At 39.7% G+C, this 23,605-nt stretch carries 20 protein-coding genes; 11 read left to right on the top strand and 9 right to left on the bottom strand.

Annotation, left to right across the window (positions count from 1 at the left end):
* The first annotated feature begins 9 nt into the window (after positions 1 to 9).
* The 3 genes from ODQ17_RS10490 to ODQ17_RS10480 all read left to right on the top strand — a co-directional run bounded on the left by ODQ17_RS10490 (position 10) and on the right by ODQ17_RS10480 (position 1,415).
* Positions 10 to 486: a CinA family protein gene (locus ODQ17_RS10490; RefSeq protein WP_312321717.1), complete on the top strand. Its 477-nt coding sequence runs from the start codon at positions 10 to 12 to the stop codon at positions 484 to 486.
* A 280-nt stretch (positions 487 to 766) separates the two neighbouring features.
* Positions 767 to 982 carry a hypothetical protein gene (locus ODQ17_RS10485; RefSeq protein ID WP_005304252.1) on the top strand — a complete coding sequence of 72 codons (216 nt, stop codon included), beginning with the start codon at positions 767 to 769 and terminating at the stop codon, positions 980 to 982.
* Positions 983 to 1,097: 115 nt separating this feature from the next.
* Positions 1,098 to 1,415, top strand: a complete 318-nt coding sequence (locus ODQ17_RS10480) for a hypothetical protein (protein ID WP_004793048.1) — start codon at positions 1,098 to 1,100, stop codon at positions 1,413 to 1,415.
* 90 nt (positions 1,416 to 1,505) lie between these two features.
* Here the strand turns inward: ODQ17_RS10480 and ODQ17_RS10475 are convergent, their stop codons facing one another.
* Both ODQ17_RS10475 and ODQ17_RS10470 read right to left on the bottom strand, forming a co-directional pair.
* Entirely contained in the window at positions 1,506 to 1,934 is a 429-nt protein-coding gene (locus tag ODQ17_RS10475; protein WP_322903449.1) for a hypothetical protein, read from the bottom strand.
* Positions 1,935 to 2,200: 266 nt separating this feature from the next.
* Positions 2,201 to 2,347 (bottom strand): hypothetical protein, encoded by a 147-nt coding sequence (locus ODQ17_RS10470; protein ID WP_005304246.1) that lies wholly within the window; start codon positions 2,345 to 2,347, stop codon positions 2,201 to 2,203.
* Between the two features lie 904 nt (positions 2,348 to 3,251).
* Here ODQ17_RS10470 and ODQ17_RS10465 point away from each other — a divergent pair.
* Entirely contained in the window at positions 3,252 to 3,554 is a 303-nt protein-coding gene (locus ODQ17_RS10465) for a hypothetical protein (protein WP_151768449.1), read from the top strand.
* On the opposite strand, the gene ODQ17_RS10460 is transcribed toward ODQ17_RS10465, so the two are convergent.
* Positions 3,547 to 4,452, bottom strand: a complete 906-nt coding sequence (locus ODQ17_RS10460) for a LysR family transcriptional regulator (RefSeq protein ID WP_322903444.1) — start codon at positions 4,450 to 4,452, stop codon at positions 3,547 to 3,549. The two genes, ODQ17_RS10465 and ODQ17_RS10460, sit on opposite strands and share 8 nt — an antisense overlap.
* Before the next feature lie 111 nt (positions 4,453 to 4,563).
* On the opposite strand from ODQ17_RS10460, the gene ODQ17_RS10455 reads away from it, so the two are divergent.
* Positions 4,564 to 5,802 (top strand): SGNH/GDSL hydrolase family protein, encoded by a 1,239-nt coding sequence (locus ODQ17_RS10455; protein ID WP_322903442.1) that lies wholly within the window; start codon positions 4,564 to 4,566, stop codon positions 5,800 to 5,802.
* Between the two features lie 48 nt (positions 5,803 to 5,850).
* On the opposite strand, the gene ODQ17_RS10450 is transcribed toward ODQ17_RS10455, so the two are convergent.
* From ODQ17_RS10450 to ODQ17_RS10430, 5 genes are all read right to left on the bottom strand, one after another.
* A complete protein-coding gene (locus ODQ17_RS10450) occupies positions 5,851 to 7,206 on the bottom strand; it encodes an MFS transporter (protein WP_322903440.1) in 1,356 nt (451 codons plus the stop codon).
* Positions 7,207 to 7,306: 100 nt separating this feature from the next.
* Complete coding sequence (locus tag ODQ17_RS10445) at positions 7,307 to 8,590, bottom strand: DcaP family trimeric outer membrane transporter (RefSeq protein WP_322903580.1); 1,284 nt, start codon at positions 8,588 to 8,590, stop codon at positions 7,307 to 7,309.
* 279 nt (positions 8,591 to 8,869) lie between these two features.
* Positions 8,870 to 9,541, bottom strand: coding sequence for a class I SAM-dependent methyltransferase (locus ODQ17_RS10440; RefSeq protein ID WP_322903438.1), 672 nt, complete (start codon positions 9,539 to 9,541; stop codon positions 8,870 to 8,872).
* Between the two features lie 71 nt (positions 9,542 to 9,612).
* The gene (locus ODQ17_RS10435) at positions 9,613 to 11,307 is read right to left on the bottom strand and encodes an AMP-binding protein (RefSeq protein WP_322903436.1); all 1,695 of its coding nucleotides are present in this window, start codon (positions 11,305 to 11,307) and stop codon (positions 9,613 to 9,615) included.
* A 109-nt stretch (positions 11,308 to 11,416) separates the two neighbouring features.
* Positions 11,417 to 12,034: a TetR/AcrR family transcriptional regulator gene (locus ODQ17_RS10430; RefSeq protein WP_322903434.1), complete on the bottom strand. Its 618-nt coding sequence runs from the start codon at positions 12,032 to 12,034 to the stop codon at positions 11,417 to 11,419.
* 144 nt (positions 12,035 to 12,178) lie between these two features.
* On the opposite strand from ODQ17_RS10430, the gene ODQ17_RS10425 reads away from it, so the two are divergent.
* Genes ODQ17_RS10425 through ODQ17_RS10405 form a run of 5 tightly spaced genes read left to right on the top strand, consistent with a single transcriptional unit; the run spans position 12,179 to position 18,692 of the window.
* A complete protein-coding gene (locus ODQ17_RS10425) occupies positions 12,179 to 13,351 on the top strand; it encodes an isovaleryl-CoA dehydrogenase (RefSeq protein ID WP_322903432.1) in 1,173 nt (390 codons plus the stop codon).
* Positions 13,352 to 13,375: 24 nt separating this feature from the next.
* Positions 13,376 to 14,977, top strand: a complete 1,602-nt coding sequence (locus tag ODQ17_RS10420; protein ID WP_009390945.1) for a carboxyl transferase domain-containing protein — start codon at positions 13,376 to 13,378, stop codon at positions 14,975 to 14,977.
* A gap of 9 nt (positions 14,978 to 14,986) precedes the next feature.
* Positions 14,987 to 15,790 carry an enoyl-CoA hydratase/isomerase family protein gene (locus ODQ17_RS10415; RefSeq protein ID WP_322903429.1) on the top strand — a complete coding sequence of 268 codons (804 nt, stop codon included), beginning with the start codon at positions 14,987 to 14,989 and terminating at the stop codon, positions 15,788 to 15,790.
* A gap of 11 nt (positions 15,791 to 15,801) precedes the next feature.
* Positions 15,802 to 17,793 (top strand): acetyl/propionyl/methylcrotonyl-CoA carboxylase subunit alpha, encoded by a 1,992-nt coding sequence (locus tag ODQ17_RS10410; protein ID WP_322903427.1) that lies wholly within the window; start codon positions 15,802 to 15,804, stop codon positions 17,791 to 17,793.
* Positions 17,790 to 18,692 carry a hydroxymethylglutaryl-CoA lyase gene (locus tag ODQ17_RS10405; protein WP_322903425.1) on the top strand — a complete coding sequence of 301 codons (903 nt, stop codon included), beginning with the start codon at positions 17,790 to 17,792 and terminating at the stop codon, positions 18,690 to 18,692. Before ODQ17_RS10410 ends, ODQ17_RS10405 begins: the two co-directional genes overlap by 4 nt.
* A 251-nt stretch (positions 18,693 to 18,943) precedes the next feature.
* Here ODQ17_RS10405 and ODQ17_RS10400 read toward each other — a convergent pair whose 3' ends face one another.
* Positions 18,944 to 19,885 (bottom strand): LysR family transcriptional regulator, encoded by a 942-nt coding sequence (locus ODQ17_RS10400; protein ID WP_005304208.1) that lies wholly within the window; start codon positions 19,883 to 19,885, stop codon positions 18,944 to 18,946.
* A 204-nt stretch (positions 19,886 to 20,089) separates the two neighbouring features.
* Here ODQ17_RS10400 and ODQ17_RS10395 point away from each other — a divergent pair, with 204 nt between their 5' ends.
* Entirely contained in the window at positions 20,090 to 23,572 is a 3,483-nt protein-coding gene (locus ODQ17_RS10395) for an indolepyruvate ferredoxin oxidoreductase family protein (RefSeq protein ID WP_322903422.1), read from the top strand.
* Positions 23,573 to 23,605: the final 33 nt, after the last annotated feature.

The following is a 23,605-nucleotide window of genomic DNA, read 5'->3' as shown; positions in this document are numbered from 1 at the left end:
AGAAAACCAATGTTTAATTCATGTTGCAAATTACTCGCACAAGAAAAAATTAAAATTGCACTTTTTGAAAGTGCTTCGGCGGGCTATTTAGCTTATCGCTTCTCTTTAAGTCCCTATTCAGGTGATATTCTGATTGGAAGCTTAGTCAGCTATGACTTACGTGTCAAAGAAAATACACTTCATATCTCACCTGAACTTATTGAAAAATATACACCTGAATCGATGGAAGTCACTGTGGAAATGATCAAAAAAGGCAAAGAACTCCTACATGCCGATCTTTATATTGCCTGCACAGGCCTCTTAAAAAAGGGAGGGTCTGAGACTAAAGAAAAACCAGTAGGCACCTTTTTTTATTCTATTTATTATAAAAATAATTTTTACAACTTTAGACGACTATTTAAAGGGCTACCATGTCTTAAAATTAGACAACTTATTTATTGCATTTCTAAAGATATAGAATACATAATATTAGATAATAAAAAATAAATTCATTTTAATAAAAGATAACATATACACATTTAGAAATAACCATAGCATTTATTTAACACCACTTTACTCAAATGTAATTTTATCTATCTTCATATTAATTATGTTTATTGATAAAAATTACATTTTATAGAAATCAAGGTTTTATTTATTTTTCAAAGTTACAGTTAAATATAGGGTAACACCCGAAGACTACACATTAAAATTTTTCATGTTTTAATAAACCTATCTGAAGCTCTCAGATAAAACACACATCATAAATGATATGAGGTAATTAAAGATGAGCACTACTAATAATCAAAGCAATCAACGCGATAATCAACAGCAACAACAACAGCAAAATGACAACCGCAACAATCAGCAACAGCCAAACGGCAATCAACAGCAACAAAACAATCAGCAACAACAGCAAAATGACAATCGCCGCCAACAACAAGGCTCGAATCAAAAAGATTCAGGCCAACAAAACTCAAATAACAATAATCAGCAACGCTAATCCGATGCTGACTTAAATGTCATTTGATGCGGTCATTCATTTTATTTAGGAAGGTGCCCTCACCTTCCTAAATTTACCATAAGCATAAAATTAAATAATAGATGAGGAAAAACTGATGACAGATCAAAATAGCGATCACGCACGACTGCCAGCCGGCGACCATAATTATTCTGACACTTATTGGCGCGAAAGTTACCTTACTCGTCCTTATTATCAAGAAGCTCAGCTTACTACTCCCGATCTCGATTATGACCGAGACTTTTCGACAGCCTATGAATTAGGTCATCGTGCACGTGCTGAATCGGAACAAGGCACTCAATTTGAAGATGTCGAAGGCGGTTTGGAACAAAAATGGGAAGAACTTAAAGCTGAATCTCGTTTAAAATGGGAACATGCTAAACAAGCAATTAAAGATGCATGGAATGGAAGATAAGTTGTTTTTATAACATTCTCTTTTGGTCCAAAAACTAAGAGCCTATTTCCGATTGGCCCTCGGAAATAGGCTTTTTTTATATGCCACTATTTAACTTTCTTTTTTATTAAAATATTCAATAATTTCTTCTCCATTATTGACTGGTTTTACTGGAGAAGAAAGTGTTTCTTCATAGGCGTAGTCAGGTAAAGCAACTTTAGTCTGAATTGGCGGTAATTTTTCTTGTCCGCCTGTAGTAATTCTTTCAATAAAACCTGCAAGCCACAGCACAAATTCTTGTGTATTTTTACTCTTTGGAATAAGGCTTAAATCCAATTTAATTTTAGATTCCTGTAAGGGTTTAATCAGTAAGTCAGCAAAATCAATGTAATTGTATAAAAGCTTAAGCTTTGTCCCCTTAAGCTCATGTCTGAGTTCAATCATCAAATTGTTAAGGTCCTCCATAGGCTCATCTGTAAAGCCTTTTTTCTCTTTAACATTTTGATAGATTTTCTCAGCTATTCTTAAGTACTGGGGCATATCCTTACCTTTATAAAACTCTCATCATTAAAATGAATTTTGGATGAATATAAGTAATTTATTGTGTTTATTTTATTAATTTTTTGAAACTATAATTTAATAGCGAAACAATTCAGTAACAACAAATTATTCAAAAGATAACTTCAATCTAATTCATTGATTAATTTTATCTTTTTATATAATTATCTTTTTTATTGTGTTACATATCTTATAGAAATTAACGATAAGAAAACTCACGTAAAAGTGAGTTTTCTTAGATGAAATAATTATGAGTTTTTATCCATTTGTTGTGGAACAGTTGGATCATTAGAGCCATGTGTTCCATCATCATCTGTTGAATGTCGATCTTGGCAAGCACTCATACCCATCGCGATTGCAAATACCATACTTACTGCACAAAAAATTCTTAACATTGAGATCACCCTGATTAATCTTAAGATATAAGCTTATGAATAACATTATCTTCTGTTGACCTACCGCAGTGGTTCTCTTAACTTTTGTAGATTATGCAAGCTTTTGTAAAAATCAAAATTAAATAAATGATCAAAAAATATCATTCTTGCAATTGATATTTTAATTAAATTTTGGCATTAGCTAATTATTTCAGATTGTCATATTCATGAAAGTAAAATTATTCATCCTTTCCGAGTTTGTGTCTTATTAAGTCAATGATTGCAAACAATATATAAATTAACAATTAATAAATATTTGATATATAAACATTAAAACTCAATTATTAAGATTAGGTATAATAATTAATCAATCGCTTAAATTCCAAATAATCAGTTATTTTATTAATAAAAATTTAAAAATATTAATATTTGTTTATATAAACCAATCTTTTATTTTTGCAATTGACCCGCTTTAATGCTCAGCTTATGATGCTCCGGCTGACCTATTTTGTCAGTCGGTTTTAGCAGACCGTCTACCTAAGTGCACTAAAAACACGTTTTTTGGTGTGGAGCCCCTCGTGCCTTTGACGGAGGAACGGGAGTGGGACACCTTCGGGTGTGCTGGTTTCTTAGGTATCAGTCTGCTAACCCTCTTTCGTTTCACCACCATAATTAATAGCAGTGATTGGGCGTAACTTCTTTTATCAAGGAGTCTCTAATGACTATTATTTTATATCATTTTATTTTTCTTCATCTTTATTATCTTATCGTTCAGCTTAAAACACTTTTAAAGAATTCCTACCATCTTTTCACCTATCCAAACTTTTATCTTTATACGGAAAAAATCTCAAGATTAAATGCCAATTAAAGATTAGAACATCTATATACCAAATCGAACGATAACAACAACCAACTAAGAGCAATTATGATGTTTTTTTTATATCGTATTGTTTTAATGTGCATCCTATTAATAAGTTCTATAAGTTTATTAGGTTGCAGATCTATCAGTAAAAATGAATTTAACAGACATTGTGTTTGGGCAGGACGCGCACTTTCACAATGTAATTGTATTTATAACTCTTTAGAAGAACATTATTCGCCACAATTTGTAGAAAACTTACCTAAAGTAAGCTTACAAAATATTGATGCGGATAAGCACTTTGTGGAAACAATGAATGAAACCATGCACCAATGTCAGTTAAGTGCCAGAAAAAACTTAATTAACTAATCTTTGCCTGCTCTACCAAGAAATCTAAAAATGCCCTTACACGTTTAGGGACATATTTGTCATGTCCTATCCAAACAGCATGAAATTCTTCAGAAGCATTGATATTCCAGTCTTCAAGAATTTTAACCAATAGTTTTTGCTCTAGCGCTTTTCGAACTTGGAATTCATTAAGCTGTGCAACGCCAACACCTGCAAGCGCTAATTGTAAGATTGCTTCTCCATGATTTACTCTCAGGACTTGAGTAGGTGCAAGTGTGATTTCTTGCTCGTCTCTTTTAAACAACCATATTTTATTCTGACGCTGATAACTTACATCTAAAAGCTGATGTTCATAAAGCTCTTCTGGGTGCTGCGGACAACCATACTTTTCAATATATGCAGGTGAACAGACATAATGTTTCTGCGTGCTTCCGAGTGAGCGAGCAACCAAATTTGAGCTTTTTAAAGGCCCTGTCCGAATTGCAACATCAATCCGTTGCTCAACTAAATTAATGACTTCATCACTCAAATGAGCCTCTAATTCAATTTGTGGATAGCACTCGTTAAATCGAGAAATACAAGGCAATAAAAAGTGTGTCCAATATGAAAGACTAGTATGAATTCTAATTCGCCCTTGCGGCATGTGATTTGCAGTAACTGATTGTTCTAGTTCATCTAAGTTATTGAGTATATGAATGCCTTGCTCATAAAACTGACATCCTTCACTGGTAAGCTGAAACTGGCGTGTTGAACGGTTAAGCAATCTAACGCCAAGTCTTTTTTCCAACCGAGAAATTAACTTACTGACCGCAGACGGCGTCATGTCACAAGCTCTTGCAACGGCAGAGAAACTCCCAAGCTCGACCACTCGAATAAAAATTGCCAACTCGCCAGACCGATTAATATCAAAATATGACATAACAAAAGCCATTTATGAATTTCATTCACAAATCTTATTCCGCTTATGTCGCTATAACAAGCCAGCAATTTGTTTCAAGATAACTTTAATTCGTTTTAAAGAGTTCACGAGATGAAACTTTATCAACCCGCCCTATTCTCTCTCATTTTATTTACAAGCTTTGCACAAGCAGAAGTAAAAAAGAGCGAATGGATTACCACTTGGGCAGCCAGCCCCCAAAAAGTCTGGAATAAAGATTTCTTTTTCCCGACCAATATTCCAGATCAAATATCTAATCAAACCATCAAACAAATCAGTCAAATTAGTTTAGGTGGTGAAGCTGTTAGGCTTGTTTTCACAAATCAATATGGGGATCAACCGTTATCTATTGATAAAACAACTGTGGGAATATTCAAAGGACAAAGTCTAAAAGCTAAGAGTACTTATCCAGTTTATTTTTCTGGGAAACTTAAAGCACAAATTCTACCTGGCAAACAACTGATTAGTGATCCAATCCAGCTACCTGTTCCCGATCATGCGCAGTTAATGGTAAATAGTTTTATTCAAAAGCCGACTACATTTAAAACTTTTCATTGGGATGCGAAACAAACCAGTTGGATTATTGCTGGCAATCAGACCGCGAACTTAAATACGCCTAGCAGTGCCAAAACAACAACTGCACGGTTATTATTATCGGCTATTGAAGTAAAACCGAAGCATAAAGCACATGTTGTTGCAGTCATTGGAGACTCCATTACTGACGGCGCAACTGCAACTTTAGATGCAAATACGAGATGGACTGACTTTTTAGCTAAGCGCTTATCGACCCATCAAATAGCGGTTATTAATAGTGGAATTTCAGGGAATCGACTACTTACAGACGGTATGGGTGACAGTGCTTTAAAACGTTTAAACAGTGAAGTGTTTCAATACTCAGGTGTTAAAACTTTAATTGTTTTAGTTGGTATTAATGATATTTCATGGCCCGGTACAGCTTTTGCACCTAAACAACAAATACCGTCGTTTGAAGCCTTAACCGAAGGTTATAAACGTGTTGTAAAGGACGCTCATGAGCAAGGTATTCAAGTGATTGGGGCGACATTACTTCCCTTTTCAGGCGCTTTACCCAATACACCTTTAGATAACTATTATCAGCCTAACAAAGATGAATTACGCCAGCGCATTAATCAGTGGATGAGAACCAGTAAAACATTTGATGGGGTTCTTGATCTTGAGCAAGGCTTAAAAGATTCAAAACATTCTGACCGATTAAATCCAATTTATGATTCTGGAGATCATTTACATCCGAATGATCGCGGTAATCAACAAATGGCAAATCTGGTTGATTTAAACCAGTTAGTTAATCAATAAAACGCCAGATGCAGGTAGGAATTTGCTCCCTACCTGCATCACTATTTATTAATTACCCTCTAACTCGGTGGTAAGTTTTGGTGTAATCGGCTGTTTTTCAGCTGCATAACGTCTTAGAACCATGACAGCGAAAAGCGCCAAAATTGCAGGGATTGCGATCATCACAAAATTCATCTTATGTGGTAACTCTAAACCCAATAACAAGCCCGTTAAGATTGGACCAACAATTGCCCCAATTCGGCCAACACCAGAGGCACAGCCAATTCCAGTCGAACGTACACTTAATGGATAATATTGTGCAACGTAACTATAAAGAAGAATTGAGGTCCCAATCGTTGCAGCGCCTGCAACAGTGACTAACCCATATAAAACATAGGCTGGAGACTTAAAGCCTAAACCGATTAATGCTAAAACACCCGCCAGTAGCATTCCCATAATTACCGGTTTTAGATGAAATTTATCAGACAAAATACCGCCACCAATTGAACCGATCATTGCGCCCACATTTAGAGCAAGCAAAAATAAAATACTTTTGCCCAATGAATACCCTGCTGCCAGCATGAGTTTTGGTAACCAGCTACTTAAGGCATACACCATGAGTAAGCACATAAAGAATACGAGCCAGAACATGAGTGTATTGAAGACACGGCCTTGTTGAAATAATCCCTTTACAGAACTGCCTGTGGGAACATTATCTTCATTAAGCACTAATTGCGTATTGATCGTTAGTGTTTGTTCAGGTGAAATTTTTTGAATAATGTGCTGTGCCTTTTCAGTTTTACCTGTTTTAACTAAAAAAGTTAAAGACTCGGGTAAAAACTTCCAAATGACAGGTAATAAAAATAGTGGAATACCGGCAATTAAAAACATAATTTGCCATCCCTGACTTTCAACCAAATAACTACCAATTAAGGCTGAAAGAATTCCCCCAATCGCATAACCACTAAACATAGTCCCCACCAGCGTACTTCGTATACGTTTAGGTGCGTATTCCGAAGTCAAAGCAACTAGATTTGGCATAACCCCACCAATGCCTAGCCCCGCTAAGAACCGAAGCACCCCTAACTCAAGTGGGCTTGATGCAAAAGCACCTAAAAAGGTGAAACCACTAAAAAGAGTGACACAAATTAAAATCACATTCTTACGGCCTATTTTGTCTGCCAAAGTTCCAAAGAACATTGCCCCAAACATCATTCCGCATAGTGCTGTACTTGCTAACATCCCCGCTTGTACAGCTGTTAACGACCACTCTTGCATGAGCAAAGGCAGTACAACGCCATAAATCACCAGATCATAACCATCAAAAACAATAATTAATAAGCACCAAAGCAAAATGCTCCAGTGAAAAGGGGTAAATCGGGCCTGATCAATAACTTCATTTACATTTAATTTAGATGTTGTCATTTACTCACCTCCTCTGTGAGATAAATTCATATTTAATTTTTTAAAACGACATATTGCACCCTAAAGAAAAAACAGATTATTCAAGGTCTTGTTGAATAAATTAAAAGTCATAACTCGCCATCATATTGAAGCGGTTATCAATCCCGTTACGGCCATCAAAAGTTTCTCGTTCGCCATACACATATTCGACCCCCAACGTAATTGGCTTGTAAGGGTTATACAGTGCATTTACCCAGCCTTGCCAAAGCTCTTTGTTTTGAGTGGTGCTATTACGTTGTAATTCGGCAAAACGGTTGTCATCTTTGGCTTTCATATAGCCATAAGCTAAGGTTGAACGAATTTGTGGCGTAAATTGATGAGTAATACCTAAAGAAACAGTGTCAAACTCATTGCTATGCATATTATTTTGATCATCTATTGCATAGCCGCTATTACTCCATAGCAAGAAACGCCCATCTCCTTTGACATGGTAGTAATCGGCTTTGAGTAAGGTATCGGGGGTAATTTGATATTTACCTCCGAAGCCCACACCCCAAGCAACTTGCTCATCATTATTAGTTCTTTTTTCGGCAACTAAACTACGGGCAGATAACATCGAACCATTGGCAAATTTATGATTTAAGCGTCCTACCAAAGCGGGTAAGCGCATTTTATTGTCAGGGTCAGTTGTTGCAGTATATTTCGGGTCTTCAACCGATATTGCAAAACTCGTATTGGCAGTTAAGTTATCGCTATAGCGTACAAGCGGTGATCTTAATAATGCACTGCCTACAAATGTGCCAGCATCAATCGTTTCCGGATAATATTCAGGTGCGATAAATGTTGACCACGTTTGACCAATAAGCCATTTATCAAACGTTAAATAAGCATGGCGTATACGGAACTGATCACGAGTTGCAGCCCCAAAGAAGTCCATTTCCAGTTTCCCGCCCACATCACCCACAGCCGTTGGGGTTTTAAAATTCAACCCGAAACGTGTCACATTAACGGTGCTGTGCAACTGGTCTTTTTGTGCAGATTCTTCTGGCGTATTTTCGAGTGGAACCCCACTAATATTGTTATACATGGTAGAAGCCCCTTTCATTTGATAAGAAGCATCTGCCCGTATATAACCGTATAAATTAAATTCTGCACCAGACTTAGTTAACACTTGTTTTGTAGGCTGAGCAGCTTGGGGCATTGCAGAAGTTGCTAGCTCAACTCGTCCTTGCGATAAAGATTTCTGAGCTTGCATGTTGGCTTGTAGCATAGCCCGTAGTTCTTTTACTTCTTGGCGAAGTTGTTCTATTTCAGGATCTGTTTGACCTGCAAAAGCAGAAGACACAAATAGGGTCACAGAAACTGCCAATAGGCTTTTTTGAACCGTTGTATTTAAAGCATTTATCATAAAACTTTCCTTTTTTGATCTTTAATTAGACTTAAAGATCTCGACATCCTTTTTGTTATGTACCTGTCTAAAACAGGCCCTTAAACATCTGACTTTCTTCCTTTAGAAAGTCTTCCATCATATTTTTTAGACAAAACCTCCCTTAAGCAGCATTGAGGCCACTTTTTAATGTGTTATAGGTAAAGCTAGTTCTTCTAATTTTTTTCGTTTTTTATATTCTCATCCTCATTGAGAATATTTAGGTGTTAAGACAACATTCCTTTGTCTCTAATGACATTATTTTTTTGCAATAAAACCCTGATACGTCAAAATTTGCGTATACGGCTGTACGCTCTCGAAACCAGTCTTTTGCAAAAGTTTGATATACCCTTCAGTGGTTAAGCTAAAAAAGTCTTGTGCCATACGCTCTAACATTTTCTGACATTGCTCTTCCGTTAAACCTTGATCCAAGCATAAATAAGGTAAAGCTTGAAGCTGCTGTGGATTTACACACGTCATTAAATCGTAAGTAAGCAAAATGGCCTTTTCTTTTAAACGAGCATAAATATCTTTAAAAAAAACGAGTTTTATCTCATCTGCAATAAAATGAGCCACGAGAATAGAAAGTGCAGCATCAAAGCAATTTTCCAGAGGCAAAGCCGAAGTTTCACCGTGAACAAAGGTTACTTGTGAAGATTTATCTAAAAGTTCAACCTGTTCCTGAGCTTTTTGCAGCATGGTCAAAGATGGATCAACTGCTGTAAATTTCCAGTTCGGATGTCGTTTAAGTAAATATTCAAGTTCATACCCCGTACCACAGCCCACAATTAAGATATGAGCATTAGGTTTCAACACCGATTGTAAAATGGCATCCACCTGTTGATGGATGACTTCATAACCTGGAATTAATTTACGAATATGTTCGTCATATCCTTCGACTACTTTTGGGCTATTAAAGTCTTTTGCCATTTTGCTTATCCTCTATTTAAACTGCCTTTAGATTTATAGTTTGCTGCACTTTGAACAGGCTTTCGGCTTCTTTAGTCAAAGACATTTCCAGTTAAGTTAAGCTCAGCGCGCATAATTTCCTGCAATTTAAACTTTTGTGCTTTGCCCGAAGCTGTCATTGGAAACTCATTAAAGAATCGGACATAACGCGGCACTTTATTATGAGAAATATGCTCTTTGCAAAATTGGCGAATACTGTTTTCATCAATTTGGTGATGCTCATGCAAAATAATACAAGCACAGAGTTCTTCACCATATCTGGCATCTGGTAAGCCAATGACTTGCACATCGCTTACATCTGGATGGGTATATAAAAAGTCTTCAATTTCTTTTGGAAAGAGATTTTCCCCACCACGAATCACCACATCTTTAATACGGCCTTTAATTTTAATAAAACCGTCTTGGTCCATTTCGGCAATATCACCCGTATGCATCCAGCCAGCTGAATCAATGACCTCTTTGGTCTTTTCTTCTTCGCCCCAATAGCCAGCCATCACTGAATAACCGCGAACACATAGCTCACCTAAAGTGCCTTGCGGAACAATCTGCCCTTCTAAATCGACAATTTTAATTTCAACATGCGGATGAACATGCCCAACTGTGCTTACTCGTTTATCAATCGAATCATTTACCGAGCTTTGTACACTTACTGGTGAGGTTTCAGTCATGCCATAACAAATGGTGATTTCAGACATATGCATACGGTCTATGACACGCTGCATAATTTCACGTGGGCAAGGACTACCAGCCATAATGCCTGTTCTTAAGCTCGACAGGTCAAACTCATTAAATTGCTCATGCTCTAAGGTGGCAATAAACATGGTTGGCACGCCATAAGCTGCCGTACAGCGTTCTTGATGAATCGCTTTTAAAGTTTCTAAAGGATTAAATACCGCCGATGGATAGACCATGGTCGAACCATGCGTAACGCATGCTAGATTCCCCATGACCATGCCAAAACAATGAAACAACGGCACAGAAATACACACTTTATCTTGAGGGGTTAAACGAATACCTTCCCCCACAAAATAACCATTATTTAAAATATTGTGATGGGTCAACATGGTCCCTTTAGGGTTACCTGTTGTACCTGAAGTAAATTGGATATTAATGGTTTCATCAAACTGATGTTGCTTCGCTAATTGTTTTAATTGTTCTAGCTGTTCAGAAGTTGGTGTAGTAACTAAATCACTAAAACGATAAATACCCGTATGCTGTTGGTCATCGATTTTAATGACAAATTTTAAATGTGGCAGTCGCGCTGAACTGAGCACTTTATCTGAACTGTTGGTCAACTCAGGGGCAATTTTTGTCAGTAATTCTTGATAATCAGTCGTTTTGAATTGAGAAGCAATAATCAATCCTTTGCATGAGACTTTATTCAACACATATTCAAGTTCATGGCTTTTATAAGCTGTATTCAGGTTGACTAAAATAATCCCTGCTTTAAAAGCTGCAAATTGGGTTACCGTCCATTCCACACAGTTAGGTGACCAGATCGCTAATCGATCTCCTTTTTTTAATCCCAATTTTAAAAGGCTACAAGCAAAAGCATTTACTTCATCCTGTAAAGCTTTATAGGTTAATCGTCTGTTTTGGTGGAAACTAACGATTGCTTCCTTTTCTGCATATTGCCGACAGGCCTGATCGAATTGTTCACCAATGGTCATACCCAATAAGGGCTGTGTGCTTGGTCCCGAGGCGTAGCTTAACCGTTCTTGTTGCATTGAATCATTCTCCTTGATTCTTCTAATTCTCTTCTTACCTGATCTAATTGTTGTTACTGCAACTACTTTTCCAAACCGCCTACCTTGTAATGTTTATCCTTTATATGCCCTATTTCTTCTGCACAGCATCTACACAAAAGTCAGCAATCTGTTTTGAAAAATAGTCTTTGTGCGCATGATCAAACTTTGTATTTTGAGCTGGATCTAGGGGTTCAACTACCACATAGGTCATGGCACCGACAACACAAAGTGCTGCTGTGTTTAAATCATCCAAGACAAACTCACCACTTGCGTTTCCATCCGCGAGTATTTTTTTAATACTTTGTTTAATCAATTGCTTTACACGAAAACGCTCATGTTCAACCGTTGAATCGACGGGTTCAAACATGAGTGAATATGCAAGCTGAGGACTATTCAGTGCCCGTTTTACAAAGGTTGCCACCGCCTTATGTAATTTCTGCTTTGCCGATAACTCACTTTCGGTAATCGAATCAATCACCAATAGTTCTGTATTAATAGCCTCGGACAAAACTTCAATCAGCACTTGGCTTTTATTATCAAAGTAGCGATAAACCAGTCCACTAGATACACCCGCTTGCTCTGCAATTGTTTGTATTTGCGCGTCTTTAAATCCTCCCTCTGAAATTATTTTTCTGGCTGAATTCAAAATCGCTTTACGATTTTGCTCCATCCGCTCTTGCATTAAAGATGATCGTTTATAGCTCATAATTTATTCTCTAACAAATAAAATGAATTGTAAATCATTTTATGAATCTGTATTCACTTTTTCAAAAAATCATTGTATGTTACTTATCAAATACCCACAAAATATTTTATGGACAACAAATATAACCAATAGGATGAAAATATCATGAACCTACGCAGCTTGAATTTCGGTCTAGATGAAACTTTAATTGCGCTTCAAGATTCGGTAGCCGCTTTTTGTGCAAAGGAAATTGCACCAATTGCCCAACAAGTTGATCAAGACAACAAATTCCCTGCACATCTCTGGAAAAAATTCGGAGATATGGGCCTTTTAGGCATGACGGTTTCTGAAGAATATGGCGGTGCCAATATGGGTTATTTAGCTCATATTATTGCCATGCAAGAAATTTCTCGTGCTTCGGCAGCCATTGGTTTGTCTTACGGTGCTCATTCTAATTTATGTGTAAACCAAATTAACCGTAACGGTAACGAACAGCAAAAACAAAAATATTTACCAAAACTGATTTCTGGTGAATATGTAGGTGCCCTTGCGATGTCCGAACCGAATGCAGGTTCTGATGTTGTTAGCATGAAATTACGTGCTGAACAAAAAGGTGATCACTTCGTTTTAAATGGTTCAAAAATGTGGATCACTAACGGCGGTGATGCAGATGTACTTGTGGTTTACGCTAAAACTGATCCGCAAGCTGGTGCGAAAGGCATGACCGCTTTCTTAATTGAAAAAGGCATGAAAGGCTTTAGTCACGGTAACCATTTAGACAAACTCGGTATGCGTGGCTCTAACACTTACCCGCTGTTCTTTGACAATGTAGAAGTCCCTGCTGAAAACGTACTCGGCGGTGTTGGTAACGGCACAAAAGTACTGATGAGTGGTTTGGACTATGAACGTGCAGTTTTAAGTGCCGGACCTTTAGGCATTATGGATGCTTGTTTAGATGTGGTCATTCCATACTTGCATCAACGCGAACAGTTTGGCCAAGCTTTAGGTGAATTCCAGCTTATGCAAGGCAAACTTGCCGATATGTATTCAACTTGGTTGGCATGTAAAGCACTCGTCTATGCTGTTGGTACTGCCTGTGACAAAGCTGACCATGACCGCAGCCTACGTAAAGATGCTGCAAGTGCCATTTTATATTCTGCCGAAAAAGCGACATGGATGGCTGGTGAAGCAATTCAAACTTTAGGCGGTAATGGTTATATCAATGAATTCCCTGCTGGCCGTTTATGGCGCGACGCAAAACTTTATGAAATTGGTGCAGGAACTTCTGAAATTCGCCGCATGCTGATTGGCCGCGAACTCTTTAATGAAACCAAATAATAATTATAAATAAGGATGCATCTTATGAACCAATTACAAAGCAAGATTAATGTTCGAAGTGAAGACTTCAAAACAAACCAGCAAGCCATGCAAACATTGGTCACAGATCTAAAACAAGTTGCCCAGCGTATTGCTTTAGGTGGCGGTGAAAATGCCCGTCAAAAACATTTGGCTCGAGGTAAACTTTTACCCCGTGAACGTATTGATCAACTCATTGATGTCGGCACGGCATTTTTAGAAATTGGTCAGTTGGCAGCATACAACGTTTATGAAGATGATGTTCCTGCCGCGGGCGTAATTGCGGGTATTGGTCAAGTCAACGGCATCACTTGTATGATCGTTGCCAACGATGCAACAGTAAAAGGTGGAACATACTACCCACTTACGGTTAAAAAGCATTTACGCGCACAAGAAATTGCCGAACAGAATCACTTGCCTTGTATTTATTTGGTGGACTCAGGCGGTGCCTATTTACCAATGCAAGATGAGGTTTTCCCAGACCGTGATCACTTCGGACGTATTTTCTATAATCAGGCACGCATGTCGAGCCTAGGTATTGCCCAAATTGCTGTAGTGATGGGTAGCTGTACCGCAGGTGGTGCTTATGTGCCAGCCATGTCTGATGAAACGATTATTGTACGTAATCAAGGTACGATTTTCTTAGGTGGCCCTCCTCTTGTAAAAGCTGCAACAGGCGAAGTGGTCAGCAGTGAAGATTTAGGCGGTGGCGATGTACACACACGTCTTTCAGGCGTGGCTGACCATTTAGCCGAAAATGATGAACATGCAATTGCGATTGCACGAAACATTGTCGCTAACCTTAATAAAAAGCCAAACGATTTAAATAAACAAGTTGATGAGCCTCTATTTGATGCATCAGAACTCTATGGCGTGGTGCCAAGTGATGCGCGTAAACCTTTCGATGTACGTGAAGTGATTGCCCGCATTGTAGATGGTTCTCGTTTTGATGAGTTTAAAGCACGTTTTGGTTCAACACTCATTACCGGTTTCGCTTCGCTCTATGGCATGCCAGTCGGGATTATTGCCAATAACGGTATTTTATTCTCTGAGTCTGCACAAAAAGGTGCGCACTTTATTGAGCTATGTACTCAGCGCAATATTCCATTGTTATTCTTACAAAACATTACGGGCTTTATGGTTGGTCGCCAGTATGAAAATGAAGGAATTGCAAAAAACGGCGCCAAATTAGTGATGGCAGTTGCAACCGCAAATGTACCAAAACTCACTTTGATTATTGGTGGTTCGTTTGGTGCGGGTAACTACGGCATGTGTGGCCGCGCTTATTCACCACGCTTTTTATGGACATGGCCAAACTCTCGTATTTCTGTGATGGGCGGCGAACAAGCAGCAAGCGTACTCTCAACTTTAAAACGTGATCAAATTGAGCAAAAAGGTGCCGAGTGGTCAGCGCAACAGGAAGACGAATTTAAACAACCCATTCGTGAACAATACGAGCGCCAAGGCCATCCATACTATGCTTCTGCCCGTCTTTGGGATGACGGTGTAATTGACCCAGCGCAAACTCGCCAAGTACTTGGTTTAAGTCTTGCTGCCGCTATGAATGCACCAATCCAGCCAACCAAATTTGGCGTGTTCCGCATGTAAGAGGTGTATATGAGCTATCAATTTTTACAACTCGAACAACAAGGTCAAGTTGCCTATGTTTGGCTGAATCGCCCTGAATTGCACAATGCATTCAACACCACAGTCATTGAAGAACTACATGCCTGCTTTAAGCAAATTAATACACGTGATGATATACGTGTTGTGGTTTTAGCTGGTCGCGGTAAAAGCTTTTCGGCAGGTGCCGATCTGAACTGGATGAAACAGGCAGGTCAGGCATCTTCCGTAGAAAATCAAGCAGATGCATTAAAACTTGCGCAAATGTTAGATGCACTTGCAACGCTAAAACAACCAACCATTGCCCGTGTGCATGGCATTGCCTTTGGCGGCGGTATGGGTTTGGCGTCGGCATGTGATATTTGTATTGCTAGCACTGATGCCAAGTTTGCAACTTCTGAGGTTCGTTTAGGACTTGCTCCTTCTACCATTAGTCCCTATGTAATTCGTGCGATTGGTGCAAGACAAGCCTCTCGTTACTTCTTAACTGCCGAGCGAATTTCAGCACGTGATGCCAAACAAATTGGCTTGGCCCATGAAGTTGCAGATGCCGAAGACTTAGATAAAAAAGTTCAAGAAATTATTGATGCTCTATTACTCGGTGGCCCACATGCTCAAGCGGCATCAAAACAACTCATTCAAATGGTGAGCAACCAGACCATGAGCAATGATTTACTGCAACAGACAGCACATCATATTGCTCAAGTTCGTCAAGGCAGCGAGGCAAAAGAAGGTCTGAGTGCCTTTTTAAATAAACAACAGCCTGCTTGGATTTCTAACTCGAATAACAACAATTAAGGATGATCATCATGTTTGAAAAGATTCTAATTGCGAACCGTGGCGAGATTGCCTGTCGCGTAATTCGCACAGCTAAAAAATTAGGTATTAGAACGGTGGCTGTTTATTCCGATGCAGACGCAAACGCACAACACGTCAAACTTGCAGATGAAGCGGTTTATATCGGTCAGTCCCCTGCAACGCAAAGTTATTTACAGGTTGATCGAATTATTCAAGCAGCGATTAATACAGGCAGCCAAGCGGTTCATCCGGGCTACGGTTTCCTTTCTGAAAATGACCAGTTTGCACTCGCTTGCCAACAACACAACATTTGCTTTATTGGCCCGCCAGTGGATGCCATTTTAGCAATGGGCTTAAAAGCGACCTCGAAAGCTTTAATGGAAAAAGCAGGTGTCCCTTTAACACCGGGTTATCACGGAACCAACCAAGATGCCGACTTTTTAAAACAACAGGCAGACCGAATTGGCTATCCTGTTTTAATTAAAGCCAGTGCTGGCGGCGGTGGTAAAGGCATGAGTCTGGTTGAACGCAGTGAAGACTTTTTGCATGCCTTAGCCTCTTGTAAACGTGAAGCAAGATCGAGCTTTGGTAATGATGACGTCTTAATTGAGCGCTATGTAATTCAACCACGCCATATTGAAGTTCAAGTATTTGGCGATACACATGGCAACTATGTGCATTTGTTTGAACGTGATTGTTCTGTACAACGCCGTCACCAAAAAGTGTTAGAAGAAGCCCCTGCGCCACAAATGCCAAGTGAAAAGCTTGATGCAATGCGCCAAGCTGCAATTGATGCTGCACGTGCCGTAGATTATGTCGGTGCCGGTACGGTTGAGTTTATTGTGGAACAAGACGGTACGGCGTATTTCATGGAAATGAATACCCGCCTACAAGTTGAACACCCTGTCACCGAAATGATCACAGGTGAAGACTTGGTTGAATGGCAACTTCGTGTGGCTTATGGTGAACCTTTACCTAAACTACAAAACGAATTGCAGATTCACGGCCATGCGCTTGAAGCACGTATTTACGCCGAAGAACCAGAAAAAGGCTTTTTACCTGCAATCGGTAAAATTGACTATTTGCACTATCCAACTCAAAACCAATATGTGCGTGTAGACAGTGGTATTGTTGAAGGTGATGAAATCACGACGTATTACGACCCAATGATTGCTAAACTCATTGTATGGGGTAAAAACCGTGAAGCTGCGCTCATTCAAATGCAACACGCTTTAAACCAATTCCATGTCGATGGTTTAGGCAACAACATTGCTTTCCTTGAAAAAATTGTTCGTAGCGAATCATTTAAACAAGCCAAGCTTGATACCAACCTGATTCAGCGTGAACAAAATTTCTTGTTTAGCCCTGAAGAGATCAAACCTGAACTTGTGGTAGCAGCGGCGTTTATTGAGTTTTTAAGCAAACTTAATAACAACAACTCAAGCCAAAAACAGCTTTGGCAGGCTCAACCACTTTGGCGTTTAAATATTGCTTATCAGCACAGTATTAAACTGAATTATTTAAACCAAAATATCCAAATCAAATTTGCCTCAAATGAAGATGGTTTCACCGCAGAATATAACGGTCAAAGCTACCCGATTTCTGGACAATTGATTGATGCGCATACGGCCTCTGTTCAAATTGCTGGGACTAAGCAAAAACTGTCTTTTAACCAAAGTCAGCAAGGCATTACCTTATTCCAAAATGGACAAAGCTATAAGTTTGCTTATATTCGCCAAGACTTTAATCAAGCAGATAGCCAAGCCGATGAAGGCCACCTAAAAGCACCAATGCCGGGTGTGGTAACGCAAGTACTGGTGAGCGCAAATCATAGCGTGAAGAAAGACGATATTTTAATGACACTTGAAGCCATGAAAATGGAATATACCATTCGTGCCCCTAAAGACGGCTTAATTGTAGACTCCTATTTCCAAGTCGGTGATCAAGTCAAAGCTGGCGACGAGCTTGTGGAATTTCAGCCTGCGCAGGAGGAAGTTGCATGAGTGAGTTTGTCAAAATCGTGGAGGTCGGTCCCAGAGACGGCCTCCAAAATGAAAAGCAAGCTTTGACTGTCGAACAACGCTTAAACTTTATTAATGACCTGATTAATGCAGGTCTGAAATCGATTGAAGTCGGTTCATGCGTTTCGGCAAAATGGGTGCCGCAAATGGCTCAAAGTGACGAGCTATTTAAGCTGTTACCCCAAACAACCGATGTGCAATTTAGCCTACTCACCCCCAATATCAAAGGTTTTGAAACTGCTCAAGCGGTAGGATGCAAAGAGGTTGCGGTATTTACTGCAGCTTCTGAGAGCTTTACCCGTAAAAATATCAACTGCTCTATTGACGAAAGCTTCGAAAAATTTAGCGATGTCATGAACGCTGCAAAAGCCCATAACATTCGTGTACGCGGTTATGTCTCTTGTATTGTCGATTGTCCCTATGAAGGCGCAATTGCCCCTGAACAAGTGGTAAAAGTTGTTAAACGACTTTATGACATGGGCTGCTATGAAGTGTCTTTAGGTGAAACCATTGGCACAGCAACACCGGATCGGGTTCAAAAGGTTTGGCAAGCTTGCCTCACTGAACTCGATAGCAAGGTTTTGGCTGGGCATTTTCACAATACCTACGGCATGGCGATTGCCAATATTTATCAGTCTTTACAGCAAGGTATTCGTGTTTTTGACTCGTCTCTTGCAGGACTTGGCGGTTGCCCTTATGCCAAAGGAGCCTCAGGTAATGTATCGACCGAAGATTTGTTTTATTTGCTGTCGCACATGGGGTTTGAAACGGGCATTAACTTAGAAAAACTGATGCAAGCCAGTCAAAATATTAGCCATGTATTAAACCGAAAAAGCTTGTCGAATTATGCAAATGCTTATTGGCAAACCAAGTGTGCCTAATCATAAATTAAAATAGCTCAGCATCTGGTATAAAGCTTAATATTAGGCCGAGTACCAGATCATCCTATCTCATCTTTATCTCATTTCGTTCAGGAATTGGGACTAAATCCCTCACGCAATTTTTTTAAAATTTATCATTTATCTCTGTATTAAATGCCTCTCTCAACAGAAGCATTCTCTACCCTATTTTTATTCTAAATCCGTATTATTCTTTATCCTTTTTCAATTGTAGTCCTTAAAAATTTATCTGATTATTTATAAAAATAAGAAGCATCCATTTCAATTCTTGGGGAAATATATTCTTCCACCCAATCTAACCATGCACGTGTTTTAGCATCAATAAAATGACGTGAAGGCAATAAGGTATAAACCCCTATATCGGGCGAACGCCACTCTGGCAAGATATGACATAATCTTCCATTTTGAACTGCATCTAAAGCCGAAAACATCGGCAATAGCGCCACACCCATATCTTGTTGCACCACATCTAACAATAACTCAGGGTTATCTGCAATGAGTTGCCCGCCAGTATCAATTTGGTAAGACTCACCCTTTGCATTTAACAAGTGCCAATCTGGTGTAATAGACGGGTTTACTAAGCGTAAACAGGCATGGTTTTTTAAGTCTTCTGGAGACTTCGGCACACCATGTTTTTCTAGATACGCTGGTGAAGCACATAAAACAGAAAAAATAGTGCCAATTCTGCGTGCAACAAACCGAGAGTCAGTTAATGATTCAGTTAGATACAGACTGACATCGACCCCTTTTGCCAATAGATCTGGAACGTACTGTGAAGTCGTATATTCCACTGTTAATTCGGGATAATGCTTACAAAACTCGGCCATCACTGGAAAAACATAATGATGCCCAAAGCTTCCCATGCTTAATACACGTAAACGTCCTTTCGGTTTAGATGCTGTTCCTGTTACTTCCGACTCCGCTTCATCCACCATTGAAATGACTTGGCGACACCGCTCAGCGTAAGTCGCACCAATATCGGTCAGTGCCTGCTGGCGCGTTGAGCGTTGTATTAATTTTGTACCTAAGCGTGTTTCTAGCTCGCTGATAAGACGTGAAACCTGTGCTGTGGTCAGATCCATCTGCTCAGCTGCTGCTGTAAAACTCCCGCTATCAATCACTTTCAGGAATGCATGCATTGCATGCAATAGTCCACCATCGAGATTTTTGCGCATAACGTAAATATGTTTTCCTAAATTACGGATTGTTGCACCAGTTTAGTTCAACCACAATGACTAAATGTACATACATTGGCACTAATTCTTTTTAAGAAGAGGAACCGATCTTTTTTTATTTCGTATGTCACTTGCTCCAAATATTCAACTGGATGTTGAAAAAAGAAAGTAGTCCGAGCTACTAAAAATTCTAAGGAGATATAAATGAATATAGCTACAAAAGTCACTCCAAATATTATTGCAACAAAGGATGTGTCACTTGAAGATAAATATGTAAGTGATAACGGTACAGCATATATGACAGGCATTCAGGCACTTGTTCGGTTGCCTCTTGCCCAAACTCGCCGTGACGCGATTAATGGTTATCATACTGCTGGTTTTATTTCTGGTTATCGCGGTTCTCCTGTTGGTAACTATGATAGTTTCCTTTGGCAAGTTCAAGGATTACTTAAATCCCATAATGTTGTATTTCAACCTGGTGTAAATGAAGACTTGGCTGCTACCGCAATTTGGGGTACGCAACAAGTTAATCTTTCAGGCCAAGGCAAATATGATGGAGTGTCTTCATGGTGGTATGGTAAAGGCCCGGGTGTTGACCGTTCAGGCGATGTACTCCGCCATGCTAACTTAGCTGGTACCTCTGAACGTGGTGGTGTCGTTGCTTTATTTGGTGATGACCACTCATGTAAATCTTCTACAATTCCTCACCAGTCTGAACATGTCATGATTGGTTGCGGTATTCCAATTTTCTACCCAACATCCGTTCAACAAATTTTAGACTTTGGTGTTCACGCCATTGCAGTTTCACGTTTTTCTGGCCTTTGGTCTTCAATGAAGCTAGTCAGTGAAATTGTTGAAACTTCTGCTTCAGTTCATGTCGACCTAGACCGTGTTACTCCGGTTATACCAGAAGATGTCAATTTCCCAGAAGGTGGCGTCAATATTCGCTGGCCAGATCATGGCATTCAGCAAGAAGAACGTCTTTATAAATATCGCTTACCTGCTGTTTTGGCTTATGCCCGCGCGAATAAAATCAACACCGTTACATGGCCTTGTGAAAATGCCCGTATTGGTATTGCCGCAAGTGGTAAAGGTTATTTAGATACCATTGAAGCTTTACGCATTTTAGGTATTGAAGATGAAACTGCCCAACAGCTTGGGCTACGTGTTTATCAAGTTGGTCTGATTTGGCCTTTAGAACCACAAGGTGTTCGTGAGTTTGCCGAAGGTTTACAAGAACTGATCGTTATTGAAGAAAAACGTCCAATTATTGAAACACAAATTAAAGATGAGCTGTACTCACTGCCTGATGGCAAACGTCCACATGTGATTGGTAAAGCAACTGATGGCAAAGGTGAATGGAGTACCTCTATTGAAGAAGCACCGCTCATCGGTCACTATGAGTACCAGCCTGAACCAATTGCAAAAATGCTGGCTGCTCGCTTCTTAAAACTCGATATTCCAGAAAGCCTAAAAGTACAAATCCAAAGTAGAATCGACTTACTGCTAAAAGCAGAGCAAGAATCAAAACGTGTTATTGATCTTGCTGAACGTAAACCGTATTTCTGTAGTGGTTGCCCACATAACTCTTCAACAGTCGTTCCTGAAGGTAGCCGAGCACTTGGTGGTATTGGTTGTCACTATATTGCAGTTTCACTTGACCGCGGTACCGAAACCTTCTCGCAAATGGGCGGTGAAGGTGTAAGTTGGGTGGGTGCATCACCATTTACCAATGAAAAACATATTTTTGCGAACCTTGGTGACGGAACTTACTTCCACTCTGGTTACTTAGCAATCCGTCAGTCCATCGCTGCAAAAACTAATATTACCTATAAAATCCTCTACAACGATGCCGTCGCTATGACAGGCGGTCAGCATGTAGATGGTCATTTGAGCGTTGCACAGTTAACTCGTCAGCTCGCTGCTGAAGGTATTAAAAAACAAGTCATCGTGACTGATGAAGTTAAACTATTAAATGAAGAAGACGGCATTGCACCAGGTGTAGAAATTCGCCACCGTAATGAGCTCGACGCAGTTCAACGCGAGCTTCGCGAGGTTTCTGGCGTAACCGCTTTAATTTATGTACAAACCTGTGCCAGTGAAAAACGCCGTCGCCGTAAACGTGATGCCTACCCTGACCCAGCTGAGCGTTTATACATTAATAGTGATATCTGTGAAGGCTGTGGCGACTGCTCGAAAAAATCAAACTGCTTATCTATTGAGCCAGTAGAGACAGCTTTAGGTACTAAACGTCAAATTAACCAAAGTAGCTGCAATAAAGACTTCACTTGTGCCGAAGGGTTCTGCCCTAGTTTTGTGACTGTTCATACACGTGATATGAAACGTCCGGCTAAATTTGAAGGTATTGGTGCAGGCTGGCCGACATCACCAGTTATTCCTCAGTTATATGATGTTCCAAGTCGTATTATGGTCGGTGGTATTGGTGGTACAGGCGTTGTGACTATTGGTGCACTGCTCGGTATGGCGGCTCACCTCGAAGGTAAAGCTACCCGTGTGATGGACATGGCTGGACTTGCGCAAAAAGGCGGTACAGTTTATTCATACGTACAACTTGCAGCAACTGATGAACAAATTTCTTCTACCAAAATTCCAGCGGGCCAATGTGAATTACTCATCGGTGCCGATGCGGTAGTTGCTGGTGGTAGTGCTGCTCTATCTCGCTTAAAAGATGATGCGTTGGTTATTGTAAATGAAGACAGTACCCCTACTTCTGAGTTTATTAAATCTCGTGACTGGTATGCGCCTATTAGCGATTTAATTGATCGTCTTCGTGGTCGTGTTCGTCAAGGTCAACTGGTTTCTCTGCCAGCAGCTCGCATTGCAACACAACTCTTAGGTGATTCAATTTATACCAACCAGTTATTACTCGGTATGGCTTGGCAATCTGGTCGTATTCCGCTATTACGTGAAAGTATTGAAAAAGCAATTCGCTTAAATGGTACTGCTGTTGAAAAGAACCTAGAAGCTTTCCGTGTGGGTTGCCATCTTGCAAGTGACCCAACTTTAGCTGCACGCTTAGTTGCGGCAATGCCAAAAACCAAAACTCCGCAAACTTTAGCTGAACTTGTTGAAGACCGTTCTGCTCGTCTAACAGACTACTGGAATGAAGCTTACGCAACTAAATACCGTACGCTTGTAGAGCTGGCTGCTAAAAAGTTACCAGAAGAGTTAACAGGTACGATTGCAACTCAGCTTTATAGAGTTATGGCGTATAAAGATGAATATGAAGTTGCACGTCTTTTAACAGGTAAGAGCTTCAAAGAATCAATTGAAACCCAGTTCGGTAAAGGCTTACGTTTAACGTATCATCTTGCTCCACCAGCTTTACTCGGTGGTCTGAAAAATGTTCGTAAACGTGCGTTTGGTTACTGGATGCACTTCCCAATGATGATGCTTGCTCGCTTACAATGGCTTCGTGAAACTTTCCTTGACCCATTTGCACGTCAAGAAGAACGTCAACACGAACAAGCTTGGCGTGACCGTTACATCTCATTTGTTGAAGCACTTGTTGAAGCACCAGACAATCACAACTTGGCAGTTGCTGAGCAAATTGCAAAATTACCAGCAGAAGTTCGTGGTTATGGTCATATCAAAATGAAAGCAATGGATGCTGCAAAACAACGTTGGGATGAACTTACACCAACACTGATTAAAGTTCGTAGCTAAGAAATTGCTTAAAAATTAAATCTCAAAATAAAA

Source organism: Acinetobacter sp. IRS14 (genome assembly GCF_034650275.1).
GTDB lineage: Bacteria > Pseudomonadota > Gammaproteobacteria > Pseudomonadales > Moraxellaceae > Acinetobacter > Acinetobacter oleivorans.
The sequence above is the reverse complement of the archived record's forward strand: the minus strand, read 5'-3'. Positions and strand labels throughout refer to the sequence as shown.

Bases quoted from the DNA above. Each gene is read 5' to 3' on its own strand.
- ODQ17_RS10490 (WP_312321717.1), top strand. From the start codon at position 10: ATGTTTAATTCATGTTGCAAATTACTCGCACAAGAAAAAATTAAAATT.
- ODQ17_RS10485 (WP_005304252.1), top strand. From the start codon at position 767: ATGAGCACTACTAATAATCAAAGCAATCAACGCGATAATCAACAGCAA.
- ODQ17_RS10480 (WP_004793048.1), top strand. From the start codon at position 1,098: ATGACAGATCAAAATAGCGATCACGCACGACTGCCAGCCGGCGACCAT.
- ODQ17_RS10475 (WP_322903449.1), bottom strand. From the start codon at position 1,934: ATGCCCCAGTACTTAAGAATAGCTGAGAAAATCTATCAAAATGTTAAA.
- ODQ17_RS10470 (WP_005304246.1), bottom strand. From the start codon at position 2,347: ATGTTAAGAATTTTTTGTGCAGTAAGTATGGTATTTGCAATCGCGATG.
- ODQ17_RS10465 (WP_151768449.1), top strand. From the start codon at position 3,252: ATGATGTTTTTTTTATATCGTATTGTTTTAATGTGCATCCTATTAATA.
- ODQ17_RS10460 (WP_322903444.1), bottom strand. From the start codon at position 4,452: ATGTCATATTTTGATATTAATCGGTCTGGCGAGTTGGCAATTTTTATT.
- ODQ17_RS10455 (WP_322903442.1), top strand. From the start codon at position 4,564: ATGAAACTTTATCAACCCGCCCTATTCTCTCTCATTTTATTTACAAGC.
- ODQ17_RS10450 (WP_322903440.1), bottom strand. From the start codon at position 7,206: ATGACAACATCTAAATTAAATGTAAATGAAGTTATTGATCAGGCCCGA.
- ODQ17_RS10440 (WP_322903438.1), bottom strand. From the start codon at position 9,541: ATGGCAAAAGACTTTAATAGCCCAAAAGTAGTCGAAGGATATGACGAA.
- ODQ17_RS10435 (WP_322903436.1), bottom strand. From the start codon at position 11,307: ATGCAACAAGAACGGTTAAGCTACGCCTCGGGACCAAGCACACAGCCC.
- ODQ17_RS10430 (WP_322903434.1), bottom strand. From the start codon at position 12,034: ATGAGCTATAAACGATCATCTTTAATGCAAGAGCGGATGGAGCAAAAT.
- ODQ17_RS10425 (WP_322903432.1), top strand. From the start codon at position 12,179: ATGAACCTACGCAGCTTGAATTTCGGTCTAGATGAAACTTTAATTGCG.
- ODQ17_RS10420 (WP_009390945.1), top strand. From the start codon at position 13,376: ATGAACCAATTACAAAGCAAGATTAATGTTCGAAGTGAAGACTTCAAA.
- ODQ17_RS10415 (WP_322903429.1), top strand. From the start codon at position 14,987: ATGAGCTATCAATTTTTACAACTCGAACAACAAGGTCAAGTTGCCTAT.
- ODQ17_RS10410 (WP_322903427.1), top strand. From the start codon at position 15,802: ATGTTTGAAAAGATTCTAATTGCGAACCGTGGCGAGATTGCCTGTCGC.
- ODQ17_RS10405 (WP_322903425.1), top strand. From the start codon at position 17,790: ATGAGTGAGTTTGTCAAAATCGTGGAGGTCGGTCCCAGAGACGGCCTC.
- ODQ17_RS10400 (WP_005304208.1), bottom strand. From the start codon at position 19,885: ATGCGCAAAAATCTCGATGGTGGACTATTGCATGCAATGCATGCATTC.
- ODQ17_RS10395 (WP_322903422.1), top strand. From the start codon at position 20,090: ATGAATATAGCTACAAAAGTCACTCCAAATATTATTGCAACAAAGGAT.